This is a genomic window from Micromonospora sp. NPDC005553 (genome assembly GCF_042871765.1).
GTDB lineage: Bacteria > Actinomycetota > Actinomycetes > Mycobacteriales > Micromonosporaceae > Micromonospora.
In genome coordinates, this window is the sequence record NZ_JBIAJD010000007.1 from 301,806 (window position 1) to 317,709 (window position 15,904).

At 72.9% G+C, this 15,904-nt stretch carries 16 protein-coding genes; 10 read left to right on the top strand and 6 right to left on the bottom strand.

Annotated features, from left to right (window positions below; all coding sequences use genetic code 11):
• Nucleotides 1-188: 188 nt before the first annotated feature.
• The 4 genes from ACFYPG_RS28105 (at nt 189) to ACFYPG_RS28120 (ending at nt 4,273) form a co-directional block, all read left to right on the top strand.
• Nucleotides 189-998, top strand: a complete 810-nt coding sequence (locus ACFYPG_RS28105; RefSeq protein ID WP_357229564.1) for an SAM-dependent methyltransferase — start codon at nt 189-191, stop codon at nt 996-998.
• A 79-nt stretch (nt 999-1,077) separates the two neighbouring features.
• Nucleotides 1,078-2,736, top strand: a complete 1,659-nt coding sequence (locus ACFYPG_RS28110; RefSeq protein ID WP_355007807.1) for a bifunctional diguanylate cyclase/phosphodiesterase — start codon at nt 1,078-1,080, stop codon at nt 2,734-2,736.
• Between the two features lie 270 nt (nt 2,737-3,006).
• Nucleotides 3,007-3,591: a TetR/AcrR family transcriptional regulator gene (locus tag ACFYPG_RS28115; RefSeq protein WP_387354375.1), complete on the top strand. Its 585-nt coding sequence runs from the start codon at nt 3,007-3,009 to the stop codon at nt 3,589-3,591.
• 19 nt (nt 3,592-3,610) lie between these two features.
• Nucleotides 3,611-4,273 carry a lysophospholipid acyltransferase family protein gene (locus tag ACFYPG_RS28120; protein ID WP_355007729.1) on the top strand — a complete coding sequence of 221 codons (663 nt, stop codon included), beginning with the start codon at nt 3,611-3,613 and terminating at the stop codon, nt 4,271-4,273.
• A gap of 13 nt (nt 4,274-4,286) precedes the next feature.
• Here ACFYPG_RS28120 and ACFYPG_RS28125 read toward each other — a convergent pair whose 3' ends face one another.
• The 4 genes from ACFYPG_RS28125 to ACFYPG_RS28140 form a co-directional block, all read right to left on the bottom strand.
• Entirely contained in the window at nt 4,287-5,411 is a 1,125-nt protein-coding gene (locus tag ACFYPG_RS28125; protein WP_387354376.1) for a glycosyltransferase family 4 protein, read from the bottom strand.
• Entirely contained in the window at nt 5,408-6,667 is a 1,260-nt protein-coding gene (locus ACFYPG_RS28130) for a M48 family metalloprotease (RefSeq protein WP_387354377.1), read from the bottom strand. The genes ACFYPG_RS28125 and ACFYPG_RS28130 overlap by 4 nt, the downstream gene beginning before the upstream one ends.
• A complete protein-coding gene (locus ACFYPG_RS28135; protein WP_387354378.1) occupies nt 6,664-6,798 on the bottom strand; it encodes a hypothetical protein in 135 nt (44 codons plus the stop codon). The genes ACFYPG_RS28130 and ACFYPG_RS28135 overlap by 4 nt, the downstream gene beginning before the upstream one ends.
• 73 nt (nt 6,799-6,871) lie before the next feature.
• The gene (locus ACFYPG_RS28140; RefSeq protein ID WP_387354379.1) at nt 6,872-7,090 is read right to left on the bottom strand and encodes a hypothetical protein; all 219 of its coding nucleotides are present in this window, start codon (nt 7,088-7,090) and stop codon (nt 6,872-6,874) included.
• A gap of 264 nt (nt 7,091-7,354) precedes the next feature.
• Between ACFYPG_RS28140 and ACFYPG_RS28145 the strand changes: the two genes are divergently transcribed.
• Nucleotides 7,355-7,876: a hypothetical protein gene (locus ACFYPG_RS28145; protein ID WP_387354380.1), complete on the top strand. Its 522-nt coding sequence runs from the start codon at nt 7,355-7,357 to the stop codon at nt 7,874-7,876.
• Nucleotides 7,877-7,886: 10 nt separating this feature from the next.
• Here the strand turns inward: ACFYPG_RS28145 and ACFYPG_RS28150 are convergent, their stop codons facing one another.
• A complete protein-coding gene (locus tag ACFYPG_RS28150; RefSeq protein ID WP_387354381.1) occupies nt 7,887-8,606 on the bottom strand; it encodes a DinB family protein in 720 nt (239 codons plus the stop codon).
• 96 nt (nt 8,607-8,702) lie between these two features.
• The gene (locus tag ACFYPG_RS28155; RefSeq protein WP_387354382.1) at nt 8,703-10,154 is read right to left on the bottom strand and encodes an NYN domain-containing protein; all 1,452 of its coding nucleotides are present in this window, start codon (nt 10,152-10,154) and stop codon (nt 8,703-8,705) included.
• Nucleotides 10,155-10,281: 127 nt separating this feature from the next.
• Between ACFYPG_RS28155 and ACFYPG_RS28160 the strand changes: the two genes are divergently transcribed.
• The 5 genes from ACFYPG_RS28160 to ACFYPG_RS28180 all read left to right on the top strand — a co-directional run bounded on the left by ACFYPG_RS28160 (nt 10,282) and on the right by ACFYPG_RS28180 (nt 15,815).
• A complete protein-coding gene (locus ACFYPG_RS28160; protein WP_387354383.1) occupies nt 10,282-12,036 on the top strand; it encodes a DEDD exonuclease domain-containing protein in 1,755 nt (584 codons plus the stop codon).
• 126 nt (nt 12,037-12,162) lie between these two features.
• Nucleotides 12,163-13,956, top strand: coding sequence for a RelA/SpoT family protein (locus ACFYPG_RS28165; protein WP_387354420.1), 1,794 nt, complete (start codon nt 12,163-12,165; stop codon nt 13,954-13,956).
• 53 nt (nt 13,957-14,009) lie between these two features.
• A complete protein-coding gene (locus tag ACFYPG_RS28170) occupies nt 14,010-14,552 on the top strand; it encodes an NUDIX domain-containing protein (RefSeq protein ID WP_355007737.1) in 543 nt (180 codons plus the stop codon).
• Complete coding sequence (locus tag ACFYPG_RS28175; protein ID WP_387354384.1) at nt 14,549-15,418, top strand: NDP-sugar synthase; 870 nt, start codon at nt 14,549-14,551, stop codon at nt 15,416-15,418. The genes ACFYPG_RS28170 and ACFYPG_RS28175 overlap by 4 nt, the downstream gene beginning before the upstream one ends.
• A 109-nt stretch (nt 15,419-15,527) precedes the next feature.
• Nucleotides 15,528-15,815 carry an Lrp/AsnC family transcriptional regulator gene (locus tag ACFYPG_RS28180; protein ID WP_074313163.1) on the top strand — a complete coding sequence of 96 codons (288 nt, stop codon included), beginning with the start codon at nt 15,528-15,530 and terminating at the stop codon, nt 15,813-15,815.
• The last annotated feature ends 89 nt before the right edge of the window (nt 15,816-15,904 follow it).

Here is a 15,904-nt window from a genome sequence, read left to right on the forward strand (position 1 = left end):
CTGCCTCCCGCTCGTCGAGCGGGATGACGCGACCGACGGTCCGCGCCAGCTTCTGCCGGCGCGGACCGTCGCGCATCGACCGACGTCGGCGGGCAACCTTCGGCGCGCTATGGTCTGGCGTGCGTGGCGGGTGCACAATACCCGCGCGGGCGCTGATGCTCGCGTCGCGGATTCGAGGGGTGAAACGCATGCAGCGGCCGGACTGGGCACCCGACACCATCGACATCGAGCGCCCGAGCGTCGCGCGGATGTACGACTACTACCTCGGCGGCTCGCACAACTTCGCCGCCGACCGGGCCGCGGCGCAGGCCATGGTCGCCGCGGTGCCCGAGGCACCATTGATGGCCCAGGCCAACCGGGCGTTCCTGCGCCGCGCCGTGCACCACCTCGCCGACGCCGGCATCCGGCAGTTCCTGGACATCGGTTCGGGCATCCCGACGGTCGGCAACGTGCACGAGATCGCCCAGCAGCTCGACCCGCGGTCGCGCGTGGTCTATGTGGACGTCGACCCGGTGGCGGTGGCGCACAGCCGCGAGATCCTCGCCGGCAACGAGCAGGCCGCAGTCGTGCAGGAGGACCTGCGCAACCCGGAGGCGATCCTGGCCCATCCGGACGTCCACAAGCTGCTCGACCTGAGCCAACCGGTGGCCGTGATGATCGTGGCCGTCCTGCACTTCGTCCCCGACGACGACCGGCCGGCGGAGCTGCTGCGGACGCTGCGCGACGCGTTGGCGCCCGGCAGCTACCTGGTGCTGTCGCAGGCCAGCGACGACGGGCGCAGCGAGGACGAACGCGCCGAGGCGGAGCGGGTCTACCGGCGTACCGACAACCCGCTGTCGGTACGCAGCCGCGCCGAGCTGACCGCGCTCTTCGACGGCTTCGAGCTGCTCGACCCCGGCGTGGTCTGGGTGCCCCAGTGGCGACCGGACACCCCGGAGAGCGCGGAGGACGCCGAGCGCGCGGTCTTCATGGGCGGCGTCGGGCGCCTCGGTGACTGAGTCGCCCGGGGCGACCTCCCGCCCGGGGACCTTCGCCCGGGCCTGGGCGAAGGCGGTCTCCGGCACCAGCTACCTACCGATGACCCAGGCCCAGTTGGAGTCCCTGCTGGACCGGCTCACCGGGCAACTGGCCGGCGCGTTGCTCACCGAGCCGTTCGACCTGCGTGCCGGGCACCGGGTCGGCGCCGAGTTGGTCGCCGCGCACATCGCTTCCGCCGAGGGGCTGGGTCGTACCGTCGAGGTCATCCAGCTCCGCCTGGTGCGCGACCTGGGCCTGGTGGCCGAGGACGTCGAGGACCGGATGGCCCGGCTGTTGGCGGCCGTGGCAACCGGCTACGCCCGCGCGCTGCGCGACCGGACGCTCGACGAGCAGGAGTCGATCCGCCGCGCCGCCATGCGGGCTCGCACCCAGGCCGAGCGGGCGCTGCGGGCCAGCGAGGCCCGTTTCCGGCATCAGGCCACCCACGACCCGCTGACCGGCCTGCCCAACCGGACGCTGTTCACCGAACGGCTCGCCGCCGCGCTCAACGAACCGGGCCGGGGCGCGCAGCGGGTCGGGGTGTGCTTCCTGGATCTGGACCGCTTCAAGGTGGTCAACGACACGCTGGGGCACCAGATCGGTGACCTGCTGCTGGCCACGGTGGCCGAGCGGCTGCGCAAGGCCATGGGTGAGCACCTGGTGGCCCGGCTCGGCGGCGACGAGTTCGTCATCCTGGTGGAACACACCGCCGGCACCGACGACATGGTGGCGGTGGCCGAGACCGCGCTCGCTGCGGTAGGCACACCGGCCCTGGTCGACGGGCACGAGTTGCAGATCTCCGCGAGCATCGGCATCGTCGAGCGCCAGGTCGCCGGGGCCAACCCCACGGACCTGATGCGGGCCGCCGGCAGCACCCTGCACTGGGCGAAGTCCGCCGGTGGGGCCCGCTGGGCGCTCTACGACGCCGAGCGCAACCAGCGTGAACTGGCCCGCTACGCGCTCTCCGCGGCGATCCCGGCGGCGTTGGAGCGGGGCGAGTTCTACCTCGACTACCAGCCGCTGACCTCACTGCGCGACGGCAGCCTGGTCGGCGTGGAGGCGCTGGTCCGCTGGCGGCACCCCGAGTTGGGGGTGCTGCGCCCGGACAGCTTCATCGGGTTGGCCGAGGAGACCGGCCTGATCGTCCAGCTGGGCGGTTGGGTGTTGGCCGAGGCGTGCCGCGAGGCCGAGGCGTGGTCGGCCGGGGGCGCCGCCGCGCCCTTCGTCAGCGTCAACCTGGCGGTACGCCAGGTGCACCGGCCCGGGTTGGTGCAGGAGGTCCGGGCGCTGCTGCGGCAGACCGGCCTGCCACCGGAGCGGCTCCAACTGGAGATCACCGAGAGCACGATGATGAGCACCGCCGAGGAGCCCGTCCGCGCCCTGCGGGTCCTTGCCGACCTCGGGGTGCGCATCGCCATCGACGACTTCGGCACCGGCTACAGCAACCTGGCCTACCTGCGGGACCTGCCGGTGACCGAGTTGAAGGTGGCCGGGGAGTTCGTGGCCGGCCTGCGGTCGCCCTCCGTCGGCCGCACCGACGAGCGGATCCTCGCCTCCCTGGTCTCGCTGGCGCACGCGCTGGACCTGACCGTCACCGCCGAGGGGGTGGAGACCGCCGGGCAGGCCGAGCGGCTACGCGCGATCGGCTGCGACGCGGCCCAGGGCTGGCACTTCGGCCGCCCGGCCCCCGCTGATCGCATTTTGGCCCGCATCCGCTGACCCTCGACCCCCACCCCCCATCCGTTCCCGCCTACTTCCCACACTGCGGCTCACCAGTCGAGCGCTTCACGAAACCCGCAGGGGAGCAACCGTGGCCGGGGGTCGAGCGGACGACGCGGAAGACAGAGCTGGCCCGGATACTGCGTTGAGTGTGATGTCTGTGAGTCATCGTGATGACTCACAGACATCACTCTGATCCCAGCAAGGCACGGCAGGGCGACCTCGCACCCCGAGGTAGACAGCGTCTACGGTGGCTGGTAGACAGTGTCTATGGACGCGGACGAGACAGGGCTGCGGGCTCGACTGGTGGCCGTCGGGGTGGACCTTGTGCTGCGCGAGGGCCAGTCGGCGGTGTCACTGCGGGAGATCGCCCGGCGCGCCGGGGTCTCCCACGGCGCACCGCGCCGCTACTTCCCCACCCACGTCGACCTGCTCTCCGCCATCGCCCGGGAGGGCTTCGCCGACCTCACCGCCCAGATCGAGCGAACGCTGCGCGACGTCGATCCGGACCCCCGTACCCGATTGACCGCGCTGGCCCGGACGTACCTGGACTTCGCGGCGGCCCACCGCGGCATGTTCGAGCTGATGTTCCGCCACGACCTGCTGGACAGTGGCCGACTTCGGCTGCGCGAGACGAGCCTGCCGTTGTTCGCCATGCTGGCCGACCTGGTGGCGCAGTCACGCCGGCCCACCGACGCGCCCGCGGCGGTGCTAGCCGGCGCGCTCTGGGCGAACCTGCACGGCATCGCCCAACTCTGGGCCTGGGGCAGCCTGCCGCTGGCCACCGGCGCCACCAACGACGACGCCCTGCTGCACGCCGCGTTGAACGCGCACCTCGGCCCGACGCCCGCCTGAAAAACGACCCGGAGGACACGTGCCCCTGCTGTACGACGTCACCAAGCTGACCGTCGGCACCGCGCTGCGATTTGGCTGGCAGCCGCGGGTGGAAGGGCTGGAGCACCTGCCCCGAGACGGCGGCGCGATCCTCGCCGGCAACCACCTGTCCGTCGCCGACGAATTGTTCCTCGTCTGTTCGACGCCCCGACACGTCACCTTCTGGGCGAAGGTCGAGTACTTCAACGGCCGGGGTCCGGGCGGCTGGCTCAACCGGCGGATCGTCGCCGGCATGGGCGCCATCCCGGTCGACCGCGCCGACGGCCGGGCCGCCCTGCGCGCCCTCGACGCCGCCGTCCCGGTACTCCGCTCCGGCGGCCTGGTCGCCGTCTACCCGGAGGGCACCCGCTCCCCGGACGGGCGGCTCTACCGGGGCCGGGTCGGGATGACCCGGCTGGCCCGCGACGCCGGGGTGCCGATCATCCCGGTCGGCGTGCTCGGCACCGCGGAGGTGCTGCCGGTCGACGCGCGGCTGCCCCGCCGCCACCCGATCACCCTGCGGTTCGGCCCGCCGATCCCGGTCGCGGAGCGGATCAACGGGCCGCGGGACATCCGGACGGTCACCGACGAGGTGATGGCGGCGATCCAGCAGCTCACCGGCCAGGAGTACGTGCCGCACTACGCGCCCGCCCGGGAGAGCTGAACGCGGGCGGCGTTCAGCCGGCGAGCAGTGCCGCCATGCGGTCCGCCTGCGCCTCCCAGCGCCACTCCCGTTCCACCCAGGCCCGGCCGGCCGCGCCCAGCTGACGGGCCAGGTCCCGGTCGGCAAGCAGCCGGGCGACCCGGTCGGCGAGCTGGGCGACGTCCCGGCCGCCCACGACGTAGCCGGTCTCCCCCTCCCGGACGGCGTCCGGCGCTCCCCCGGAGTCACCGGCCACCACCGGTAGGCCGGTCGCTGATGCCTCCAGGTAGACGATGCCCAGCCCTTCGACGTCGAGGCCACGGTTGCGGGTGCGGCACGGCATCGCGTAGACGTCACCGGCCGCGTAGTGCGCCGGCAACTCGACCGACGGCACAGTGCCGGTGAACACCACATCCCGTTCCACACCGGCCTGGCGGGCCAGCTTCTCCAGGGTCGCCCGGTACGGCCCGCCACCGACGATCAGCAGCGCCGCGTCGGGCACCCGGCGGCGGATCTCCGGCAGGGCCCGGATCAGGGTGTCCTGACCCTTGCGCGGCACCAGCCGGGACACACAGACGACCACCGGCCGGTCGGTCAAACCGAGCCGGGCCCGGACCTGCTCACCGTCCACGCTCGGGTGGTAGGTGTCCACGTCGACCCCGGGCGCGAGGCGGCGCAGCTCGGTCACCCCGTCCAGCACCCGGGCCAACCGGCTGCGGGTGTACTCGCCCAGATAGGTGGTCACGTCCACACCCCGACCGATGCGCCGCAGCGCCGGCCGGGCGGCCGGCACAGCCGCCCAACCGACCTCGTGGCCATGGGTCTGCGCCACCACCCGACGGATGCCGGCCCGCCGCCGCAGGCCGGCCGCGAGCAGGCCCAACGGGGCCGCCGCGCCGAACCACACCGTGTCGCAGTCGTACGCGCGAGCCAACCGGGCCGCCCTGCGGGCGATCAACGGGGTGGGCAACAACACCCGCGTGCGCTCCCGGATCACCTCGTACGGCTGGTCGGCGTCGAACTTCGCGGCCCCGCGCCAGCTCGACGCGTAGACGACCACCGAGCCGGCCGGTTGACGGACCGCGAGGTTGTGCACGAACGACTGGATCCCACCCGGGCGGGGCGGAAAGTCATTGGTGATCAGCAGGGTGCGGTTCATCGGCCGGCCTCCCGGGCGTACGCGCGGGCGGCGGCCATCCGCTCCACTGTGGACGGGTGTGAGGCCGAGTAGAGGTATTCCCAGCGGGGCGGGTCGGGGTCACCGAGGTTGACCGAGCCGAGCCGGCGCTGCATCGACTCGAAGGACTCCGGGTCGTTGGTGAGCGCGAGCGCGTGCGCATCGGCCCGCGCCTCCACCCGTCGGGACATCAGCGCCTGCACCGGAGCGGCAACCAGCCCGGCCACCGTGACCAGAGCGACCAGCAGCGGGAACGCGCGCGGTTGGGCCACCGAGTCGACACCGGCCAGCCGTAGCAGTGGCCCCCACGAGCCGAGCAGGTAGAGCGCCACCACGGCGGCCGCGGCACCCAGCGCCCCGGTCAGCGTGCCGGCCGCCACGTCGGAGTCCTTCGCGTGCCCCAATTCGTGCGCCACGACGGCGGTCACCTCGGCCGGGGTCGCCTCGCGCAGCAGCGTGTCGTAGACGACCACCCGTCGGGTCGGCCCGAGACCGGAGACGTAGGCGTTGACCGCCCTGGTGCGCCGGGAGGCATCGGCGACCAGCACGTCACGCACCGGCACCCCGTCGCGGGCGGCCATGCTCATCAGCTCGGTGCGCAACGGACCCTGCTCCATCGGGGTGAACCGGTTGAACACCGGCTCCACCAGCACCGGCAGCACGAACGACAGCAGCACCACGAGCACGGCGGCACCGGCCGCACCGAACGCCCACCACCAGCGGGGCGCGAGCCGGATGACCGCGTAGAAGCCGAACAGCGCCACCGCGCCGATCACCGCGCTGACGGCGTACGACTTGAGCAGGTCGACAGCCCAGCCGCTCCAGCCGTTGGTGCTCAACCCGTAGCGGGTGAGCACGCTCTGCCGCCAGGCGGCGAACGGGAGCGTCACCAGGTCGGCGACGAGCACCACCGCCAGCCCGCCGAGCACGGCCTGCGCTGCCCAGTGCCCACCGAACGGCCTGCCGACCAGCTCGACCAGGCGACTGCCCAGCGGGGTCAACCCGAGCGCGAGGGCGATCAGCAGCCCGACGGCGAGCGCGGTGTAGCCACCGGGACGCAGCGCGGCCCGGAACTCCCGCCCCTTGGCCACCTGCTCGGCCGGCAGGTCGCCCAGCGCGGCGAGCTGGTCGGCCCGGGGTGCCGGCGGGCGGTGCCACGGGATAAGCAACGCGGCCAGCACGACCAGCACGAGGGCCAGCCCGGCCAGGGTCAGCAGCGCCCAACCCCGCGGGGTCACCGCGTCACCGCCCGGTAGGCCGGATCGCCGCCACCGGACGCAGCGCCACCGGACGCAGCGCCACCGGACGCAGCGCCACCGGACGCAGCGCCACCGGTGAGCCCGCCGTCGTCCCGCCGTACCTCGCTCATCGCGCCGCTCCTCCCGCCGTGACCGCTCATCCTATGGCCCGCGAGAAGCCTGCTTCCGGGCGCGGTGTAAGGCTCAGGCCACCCGGCGGGCGGAGCGGCGGGGAGCGACCTCCGGGCGCGCGGGCGCGGTCAGCACCTCCACGTCGAAGCCGGCCCGGGCGAGCACCTCGATGGCCTCGACCTCGGCGGCGACCAACCCGGCCGCCGGGGACGTCTCGTCGAACAGGGCGGTCAGCGGGCAGCCGGAACAGCCGTCGGCCCGCTTCGCGCACCCGTCGCAGTCGATGAGCATCACGCCTCCTGATCGGCTCGCGGCGCACGGGCGACTCCTGTTGTCGCCGACCGGGCACCGTCGGTGACATCGACACTAACCACCGGGTACGACAGCAACCCGATTCGACCGCCTGTTTCAGGGCTAGATCCACTCCAGATCAGCGATATCGGGGTATCCCATCCGACCGGGAGCCCTCGACATCGACGAACCCGACGAACTCATGCCGACCGAGCGAAGGAGGGGCATCGTTTGGCCGACCGACCACCCGGGCACTGGGCGACCGTGGCCGATCTCGATGCGTCGTCAGTCGTGGAGTTCCGGTACTCCCCGCGCCGACATCGCCTCGCCATGGCTCTCGCCGTGCTTGTCGGCGCGGCTCTCCTCACCTTCTACACGGTGGTGTTCGACGAGGCGTGGTGGAAGGTGCTGCTGCGCTTCGGCATGATCGGCGCCGCCGTCGGGCTGACCACCAACTGGCAGCTGCGTCATCAGCCGCGCCTACCGCTGCGGTTGACCGACGAAACGCTGCACCTGAGCGGACCGAAGGGGACCACACTCAGCATCGACTGGGTCAACGTGGCCAGCGCCCAGGTGCGGGGACGCCTGGATCCGCGGCTGGTGGTCGTGACCCGCGACCCGCAGCAGACTCGTCCGCCCATGCGAGCCGGACAGTGGTCGACTCCCGGGCGCGGTCCCTACGAACTGGTCGTCCGGCTCACCTGGATGGAGCCGCGCACCGACGCACTGCGTCGCGAGCTGACCCGGCGACTACCGGCCACCGGACAGCGGCCCGAGCGCCAGTGAGGGGCAGGTGTCAGCGCTGCGCGTCGAGGTCACGCAGGGCGAAGCGCAGGTGCTGCCACTCCTCGTTGAGGATCACGTGAAGGCAGTGCCGGACGGACACGATGTGCTCGGGCCACCACACGCTCGGCCGAGACTCGGCGAGCACGTCCGGCGTGACGGTAGCGAGGAAATCGCGCACCATCGCCTGCCGCTCGGCCCGCACCCGGAGGACCACCTCGAAGGTCGGCTGCTCCGTGGCGAAGACCGACATGTCGAAGCCGTCGGTCTCGTACTCGACATGCGACTGGCCGAGCGGATGGAACGGCCGCGGCAGGCCCAGGATCGCCTTGCCCAGCCACACGTCGGCGGCGAACACGAGGTGACGCATCGTCTGCGCGAACGACCACTCGCCGTGGATCGAGACGTCGACAGCGCCCTCGGGCATGGCGAGGACCCGGTCGACCGCCGCCGCCCAGGCTCGCTCGGCCGCCGCCCACCCCGCCCTCAGATCGGCGGGTTCGCTGGCCCGCCTGAGATCGCGGCCGGGGAACCGCCGGTCGAGTTCAGCCTCGACGAGCGGCACCACATCGACACCGTTGACCAGCAGCGCGGTCTCGGCCAACCACGGCGCGTCGATGTCCAGGCCACTCACGTCGACGCCGCGCATCACCGCGCCGGCCAGCGTCGATCTGTCGAAACGCGCACCCCGCAGATCCTCGTCGACGAAGACCTTGACCTCATCCCGAGCCATCACGACTCCCGTCCCTCGGCGGTCGCGGCGATGCTAACGCCCCGGTGCGACAGCCTGCGCGGCCACGCAGCGGTGCGGCAGCAGGACGTGTCCCCCTCAGGAGCGGGCGAGCCGCCGCAGCAGCGAGTCCGCGCCCAGCGGGTACGCGCCGTGGCGGCGTACCCCGTCGGCGACCTCGCGGTCCGACGAGACCACGACCACCGGCCGGCCCGCCGGCTCGGCACGGACCAGTCGCCGGATCAGCTCGTCGGCGGTCTCACCCTTGCGGGAGAAGAGCACCCGTACGCCGCGCGGCGCGGGCGGTAGCCCGTGCATCCGCTCGGCGCCGTCGAAGACCACAGTGACCTCGTCGCCGGTCTGCGCGGCGATCCCGCCCAGCCCGGTGATCAGGCGTTTGCGCTGCTGCTCAAGGGACATCTCGCCGAAGCCACGCTTGGTGACGTTGTAGCCGTCCACCACGAGGTGCGCCCGGGGCAGGGCGAGCAACTGGTCGAGCCGGGCCGGGTCGTCGGTGTCGCGGGCGCGGGCGGCGGGGCCGGCCGGGGCGGTGCCCGGCTGCTCGGCGAACGCGTCGGCGACGAAGTCGGCCGGGAGTTTGTCCACCGGGTCGAGCGCCAGCTCCCGGCGCAGCCCGACGGCGGCCTGGCCGATGGTCTCCAGGAGCAGCCAGAGCCGGGCGTCGTCGACCGAGCGCGCCTCCTTGGCGCTGGCGCGGGCCACCCCGGCGGAGGCCTCGGCCTCAGCCAGCCGGGCCCGGGCGCGACGGAGTTCGGCGTCCACGTCGGCGCTGGCGCGGGCCGCGCGGCCGCGCTCGGTGGCCAACAGCTCGGTGGCCTTGCGCTCGCGGGCCTGGGTCTCGCGCAGGGTGCGGGCCACCTGTCGGGACTCCTCGCGGAGCTGACCCAGCTCCTCCCGGACGCGGGCCAACTCGTCGCGCAGCTTCTCGGCCTCGACCCGGGCCACCGCACGGTCGTGCTCGGCCCGGGTTGCCCGCTGCTCGGCCTCGCGGACCAACTCGGCGACGACGGCGCTGTCCGCCTCGGCGCGCACTGCCGCGCCGCTGGCGTCGATCAGCTCCCGCCAGCCACGGGGCCGGGCCAGGTAGGCCAGCGCGGCCACCTCGACCGGGTCGGCGGCGGCCGGTGCGGTGCCCTCGATCACCGCCGCACCGAGGTCACCGGCGTCGGCCAGGACCCGCGCGGTGACCCGCTGCCGGAACAGCGGGTCTGCGGTGAGCTGGGCGGCGATGACCGGCGCGCCGAGCCGGGCGCGTCGGTTGGGGGCGAACTTGGCCACCCGGCGCAACGGCACCGGGACCTCGTCGGTGGGGAGGGTGGGCAGCACCGCGGCGGTCAGCGTCACGATCCGCTGCCGGACCGGCTCGGGCAGGGTCGGCTCCGGCTCGGCGGCGGGGCCGTCGACCATTGTCGGGTCCGACGCGTCCAATGTGCCGTTGACTACGTTGTCGTCCGGGTTGCCCAGAGCACCGTCGAGCGCGACCGGATCCTCCTGCGGGAGGTGGTCGTCGTACGGCTCGGTGAGGGGCATGTGGCAAGTCTCCCACCGCGACCGGGCCCACCGCCCGGTGAGTGAGCCGATCTCTCATCCTAGCCCCATGGTGACGGATGGGACGGCTGCGACGGGAGTGTCGGACCGGGGCGCTAGCGTGCCGCCGATGGCACAGGCGGAGTACGTCCAGGAGTCACTGGCCGGTCTCGACCCGGCGGTAAGCGGGGTGGACCCGGCGCTGCCGCTCTACGCGACGACCTTCGTGGTGGTCGACCTGGAGACCACCGGCGGCGCACCGGACGGCGGCGGCATCACCGAGATCGGCGCGGTCAAGGTGCGCGGTGGCGAGCAGTTGGGGGTGCTGGCGACCCTGGTCAACCCGGGCCAGCCGATTCCGCCGTTCATCACGGTGCTGACCGGCATCACCCAGGCCATGCTGGTGCCGGCGCCACCGATCGAGCAGGTGCTGCCGAGCTTCCTGGAGTTCATCGACGACGCGGTGCTGGTGGCCCACAACGCCCCGTACGACGTGGGCTTCCTCAAGGCCGCCTGCGCCAGGCACGGCTACCGCTGGCCCAACCCCCGGGTCCTGGACACGGCGGCGCTCGCCCGCCGGGTGCTGACCCGCGACGAGGTGCCCAACCGCAAGCTGGGCACCCTGGCCGCCTACTTCCGCACCGCCACCCAGCCCACCCACCGGGCGTTGGACGACGCGAAGGCCACCGTCGACGTGCTGCACGGGCTGATCGGTCGGCTCGGCGGGCACCGGGTGGACACGGTCGGCGACGCCATCGAGTTCGCCCGCGCGGTCACCCCGACCCAGCGACGCAAGCGGCACCTGGCCGAGGGGTTGCCCAAGGTCCCCGGCGTCTACATCTTCCGGGCGGCCGACGACCGACCGCTCTACGTGGGCACCTCTGTCGACATCGCCACCCGGGTGCGCAGCTACTTCACCGCCGGCGAGAAGCGCGCCCGGATCTCGGAGATGTTGGGCGCCGCCGAACGGGTCGAGGCGGTGGAGTGCGCCCACTCGTTGGAGGCGGAGGTCCGTGAGCTGCGGTTGATCGCCGCGCACGCGCCGCCGTACAACCGCCGGTCCAAATACCCGGAACGGATGGTCTGGCTCAAGCTGACCGACGGTCCGTACCCTCGGTTGTCGATCGTCCGCGACCTCTCCCCCACCGATTCCGCGTACCTCGGGCCGTTCACCTCCCGACGGGCCGCCGAGCTGGCCGCCGCCGGTTTCCACGACGCGGTGCCACTGCGCCAGTGCACGCACCGGCTCTCGCTGCGCACCGTCACGCCGGCCTGCGCGCTGGCCGAGCTGGGTCGCTGCCCGGCGCCCTGCGAACACAAGATCACCCCCGAGGAGTACGACGACAGCGCCGCCGCGCCCTTCCGCACCGCGACGGCCAGCGACCCTCAGCCGGTGGTGGACGCGCTGCTCGCGCGGATCGACGTGCTCTCGGCCGACCAGCGCTACGAGGAGGCCGCCGTGGTGCGGTCCCGGCTGGCCGCGGTGCTACGGGCCACGGTGCGGATGCAGCGGCTGGCCGCGCTGACCGGGATCGTCGAGCTGGCCGCGGCCCGACCGGCCGCCCGGGGCGGCTGGGAGTTGGCGTTGGTCCGGCACGGCCGACTGGCCGGTGCGGGGGTGTCCCCGCCGGGCGTGCACCCGCGTCCCACGTTGACCACGATCCGGGCCACCGCCGAGACGGTGTCCGGCGGGCACGGTCCGGTGCCGGCGGCGACCGCCGAAGAGTCCGAGCGCATCCTGTCCTGGTTGGAGCGACCGGAGACCCGACTCGTCGAGATGTCCTCCGGTTGGTCCTCTCCGGCGAGTGGCGCGGCCCGGTTCCGTGACCTGCTGGCGAAGGCCGAGGGCGGTGCGTCCCACCAACTCTCGACCGAACGCTCATGACCAACTGACCGATCGGACTACGTCGACTCGCTTAGGCTGTTAGAGAAGTGCAGTCCTGCCCGATTCGTGGGCCTGCTCCCCCGCCGGGATCCGGCGGTATGGAGCCGGGGTGAGGAGGTGTCCCTCGTGGACGTCGACGCCGGACACGGCGCCGCCCTGGGGGGCGCCCTGCCGACACAGCCGGGTGAGCTGCCGCTCGCCCGCCGGCTGCGGTCGCTGCTCAGCTGGCCGACCACCGACTCGGACCCGGTCACCCAACTGGTCCGCACCCACCGGGGCATCCACGCCGGCACCGACCCCGCGGTGCTGCGCCGTGCCTACACGATCGCGGAGAACATGCACCGCGGGCAGTTCCGCAAGAGCGGGGAACCGTACATCACCCATCCCCTCGCGGTGGCGCAGATCTGCGCCGAGCTGGGGATGGACACCACCACCCTGGTGGCGGCGCTGCTGCACGACACCGTGGAGGACACCCGCTACACCCTCCAGGCGCTCTCCGAGGACTTCGGCGGCGAGGTGGCCCACCTGGTCGACGGGGTGACCAAGTTCGACAAGGCGTTCTACGGCAAGGCCGCCGAGGCGGAGACGGTCCGCAAGATGATCGTCGCGGCCGCCAAGGACGTCCGGGTGCTGATCATCAAACTGGCCGACCGGCTGCACAACATGCGGACGCTCGGGGTGCGCTCCGCGTCATCGCGGGAACGGATCGCCCGCAAGACCCAGGAGGTGCTGGTCCCGCTCTGCGACCGGCTGGGCATCCAGACCCTCAAACGCGAGCTGGACGACGTGGTGCTGCTGCACCTCGAGCCCGACGAGCACGCCCGGCTGGCCCGGCACGTGCACGATCGGCCGGGTTGGGATTCGTACCTCGACTCGGTGGTCACCCGGGCCCGGGTGGCGCTGCGCCGCAGCCGGGTCGACGCCGAGGTGAGCCCCCGTCCCCGGCACCTCTACTCGATCTGGAAGGACACCATCGCCGGCGGCCACACCGCCCCGTACGACCTGCCCCGCATCGTGGTGGTGGTCGACGGCCCGGCCACCGACTGTTACGCCGCGCTGGGCGCGATCCACGGCACCTGGCGACCGGTGCCCGGCCGCTTCAAGGACTTCATCGCCTCGCCGAAGAACAACCTCTACCGTTCGCTGCACACCAGCGTCTGCGGCCCCCAGGACCGCACCGTGGAGGTGCTGATCCGCACCGAGGAGATGCACCGCTCGGCCGAGTACGGCATCGCCGCCGACTTCCGTTTCCCCAACTCCGGCAGCAACACCGCGGCGGCCCGTGCCGAGCAGCTGGACTGGCTGCGCCGGGTGCTCGACTGGGAGCCGGACGCCGCCGACCCGGCACAGTTCTACGAGTCGCTGCGCTGCGACCTGGCCGAGGGGCAGATCCAGGTCTTCGCCGACGGGCGGCAGGTCGTGCTGCCGGCCGGTGCCACGCCTGTCGACCTCGCGTACGAGCTGGGCAACGACCGGGGCGACCACTGCCTCGCCACACGCATCAACGGTCGGCTGGCCCCGCTCAGTTCGGAGCTGGACGAGGGCGACGTCGTGGAGATCTTCACCGAGAACGACGGCGACAACGGCTTCGAGGCCGGTGTGGCGCCGCGCGGTCCCCGGCGGGAGTGGCTGACCTTCGTCAAGTCGCCGCACGCGCAGATGCAGATCAACAGATGGTTCGCCGAGCACACCGAGCCGGGCATCACGATCAGCGACAAGGTGCGCCTCGGTCGGGCCACCATCGGGCTCGCCCTGCGCCAGCACAACCGGGGCCTCGCCAGTGACCTGCCATTACTGCGCCTCTCCGAGGAGTTGGGCTACCCCGACCTGGAAACCCTGTTGGTCGCGGTCTTCGACCGGGTGATCGAACCGGACACCGTGGTCCGCCAGCTCATCGACCTGGTCGACCATCGACAGTGACCCGGCGGGCCCCAGCGCGTACGAAGGACATTCGTGACCACTAGCCTGGAGTCATGATCCCCCGCTCCCGCGCCACCGCTCGGGCCCTCTTCTACCAGGCTTTCTACCGGCTGCCGTTGCCGGTGCGTCGGCGCCTGGTCCGGTTGGCGGTGCCCAAGTACATCGTCGGCGCGGTGACCCTGGTCCGGGACACCGAGGCGACGGGCGCGGGTCGGTTGCTCATGCTCCGCCAGCCTCCCGGCAAGGGTTGGTCACTCCCCGCCGGCCTGCTCAACCGGGGTGAGGCCCCGGTGGTGGGCGCGGCCCGTGAGCTGTTCGAGGAGTCCGGCGTCCGGCTTCCACCGTCCCGGCTGCGCCCGGCGGTGCCGAACGCGATAGTGCACGCCAAGGGCTGGGTGGACATGGTCTTCGAGGCCGAGGTGCCGGCGTCCAGCACCCAGCTGACCGTCGACGGCGGGGAGGTCTTCGAGGCCGCCTGGCACCCCCTGGACGACCTGCCCAAGCTGACCTGGCCGACGGCCCGGCTGCTCGCCTACTACGACATCGGGCCACTCGCCGGGCAGTTCCCGCCGCCGGTGCCCGACGAGACCCCGTGACCGGCGCGGTCGGTGTGCCGGCCGAGCTGTGCGCGGTGGTGCTGGCCGCCGGCGAGGGCACGCGGCTGCGCCCGCTCACCGAACGGCTGCCCAAGGCGCTCTGCCCGGTGGGCAACGTGCCTCTGCTGGATCGGGCGTTGGCGCGGCTGGCCGGCCTGGGCCTGACCGGTGCCGACCGGGTCGCTGTGAACGCCTGCTACCTCGGCGACCAGGTGGTGGCGCACGTCGGCGACCGCGCACACCTGTCGGTGGAGCCGGGCGACCCGCTGGGCACCGCCGGCGGGGTGGCCAACCTGCGGGACTGGATCGACGGGCGGCCGGTGCTGGTCGGCAACGCCGACGCGTACCTCGCCGACCCGGCTGCTCCCCCGGGCCCGGACGTGGCCGCCCTGCTCGACGGCTGGGACGGGCACACCGTACGCCTGCTCGGCCAGCCCGCCGCGGACCCGGCGGCGCCGGGCACCTTCGCCGGGCACTGCTTCACCGGCTTCTCGCTGCTGCCCTGGCGGCTGGTCCGGGACCTGCCGGTGGTCTTCTCGGACCTGGTTCGCGCCGTGTGGCGTCCGGCCGAGGCCGCGGGCGCCCTGACCGTGGTGCCCTACCCGGGCACCTTCTTCGACACCGGCACCCCGGCCGACTACCTGGCGGCCAACCTGCACGCCGCGGCCGGCGGCGTTCTCGTCGAGGAGTCCGCGACGGTGACCGGCCACTGCGTGGAGTCGGTCGTCGGCGCGGGAGCGCGGGTGGACGGTGACGTGTCCCGCACCGTGGTGTGGCCGGGCGCGACAGTGCGGGCCGGCGAGCGGCTGCGAAACGTGATCCGGGCCGGCAGCAACCTGACCGTGCCCTGCCCCTCCCAGGGCTGAGCACCGACGGCTCCCGCCTCCGGTCCCGGACCGGAACATGCTCCCGCCTCCGGTCCCGGACCGGAACATCTAGCATGGGCGACGACGCCGACGAACGGAGAAATGCCCCGTGATCACCGCGATCGTGCTGATCGACTGCGCCACCGATGCGATCCCCGAGGTGGCGGAGAACCTGGCCAACCTTCCCGGTGTCAGCGAGGTCTACTCGGTGGCCGGGCACGTCGACCTCATCGCCATCGTCCGGGTCCGCGAGTTCGACCAGATCGCCCAGGTCATCGCGGGCAGCATCTCCAAGGTCCCGGGGGTGCTCAACACCGAGTCCCACATCGCCTTCCGGGCGTACTCCCAGCACGACCTGGAGGAGGCGTTCGCGATCGGTCTGGCCAGCGCCGACTGACCCGCTCGCCGTTTCGGGGCCGGTGCCGGCAGCAGGGCGGCGCGTGGCGCGCACAGGGCGGCCGGCCCACCGCGAGGGTGGGCCGGCCG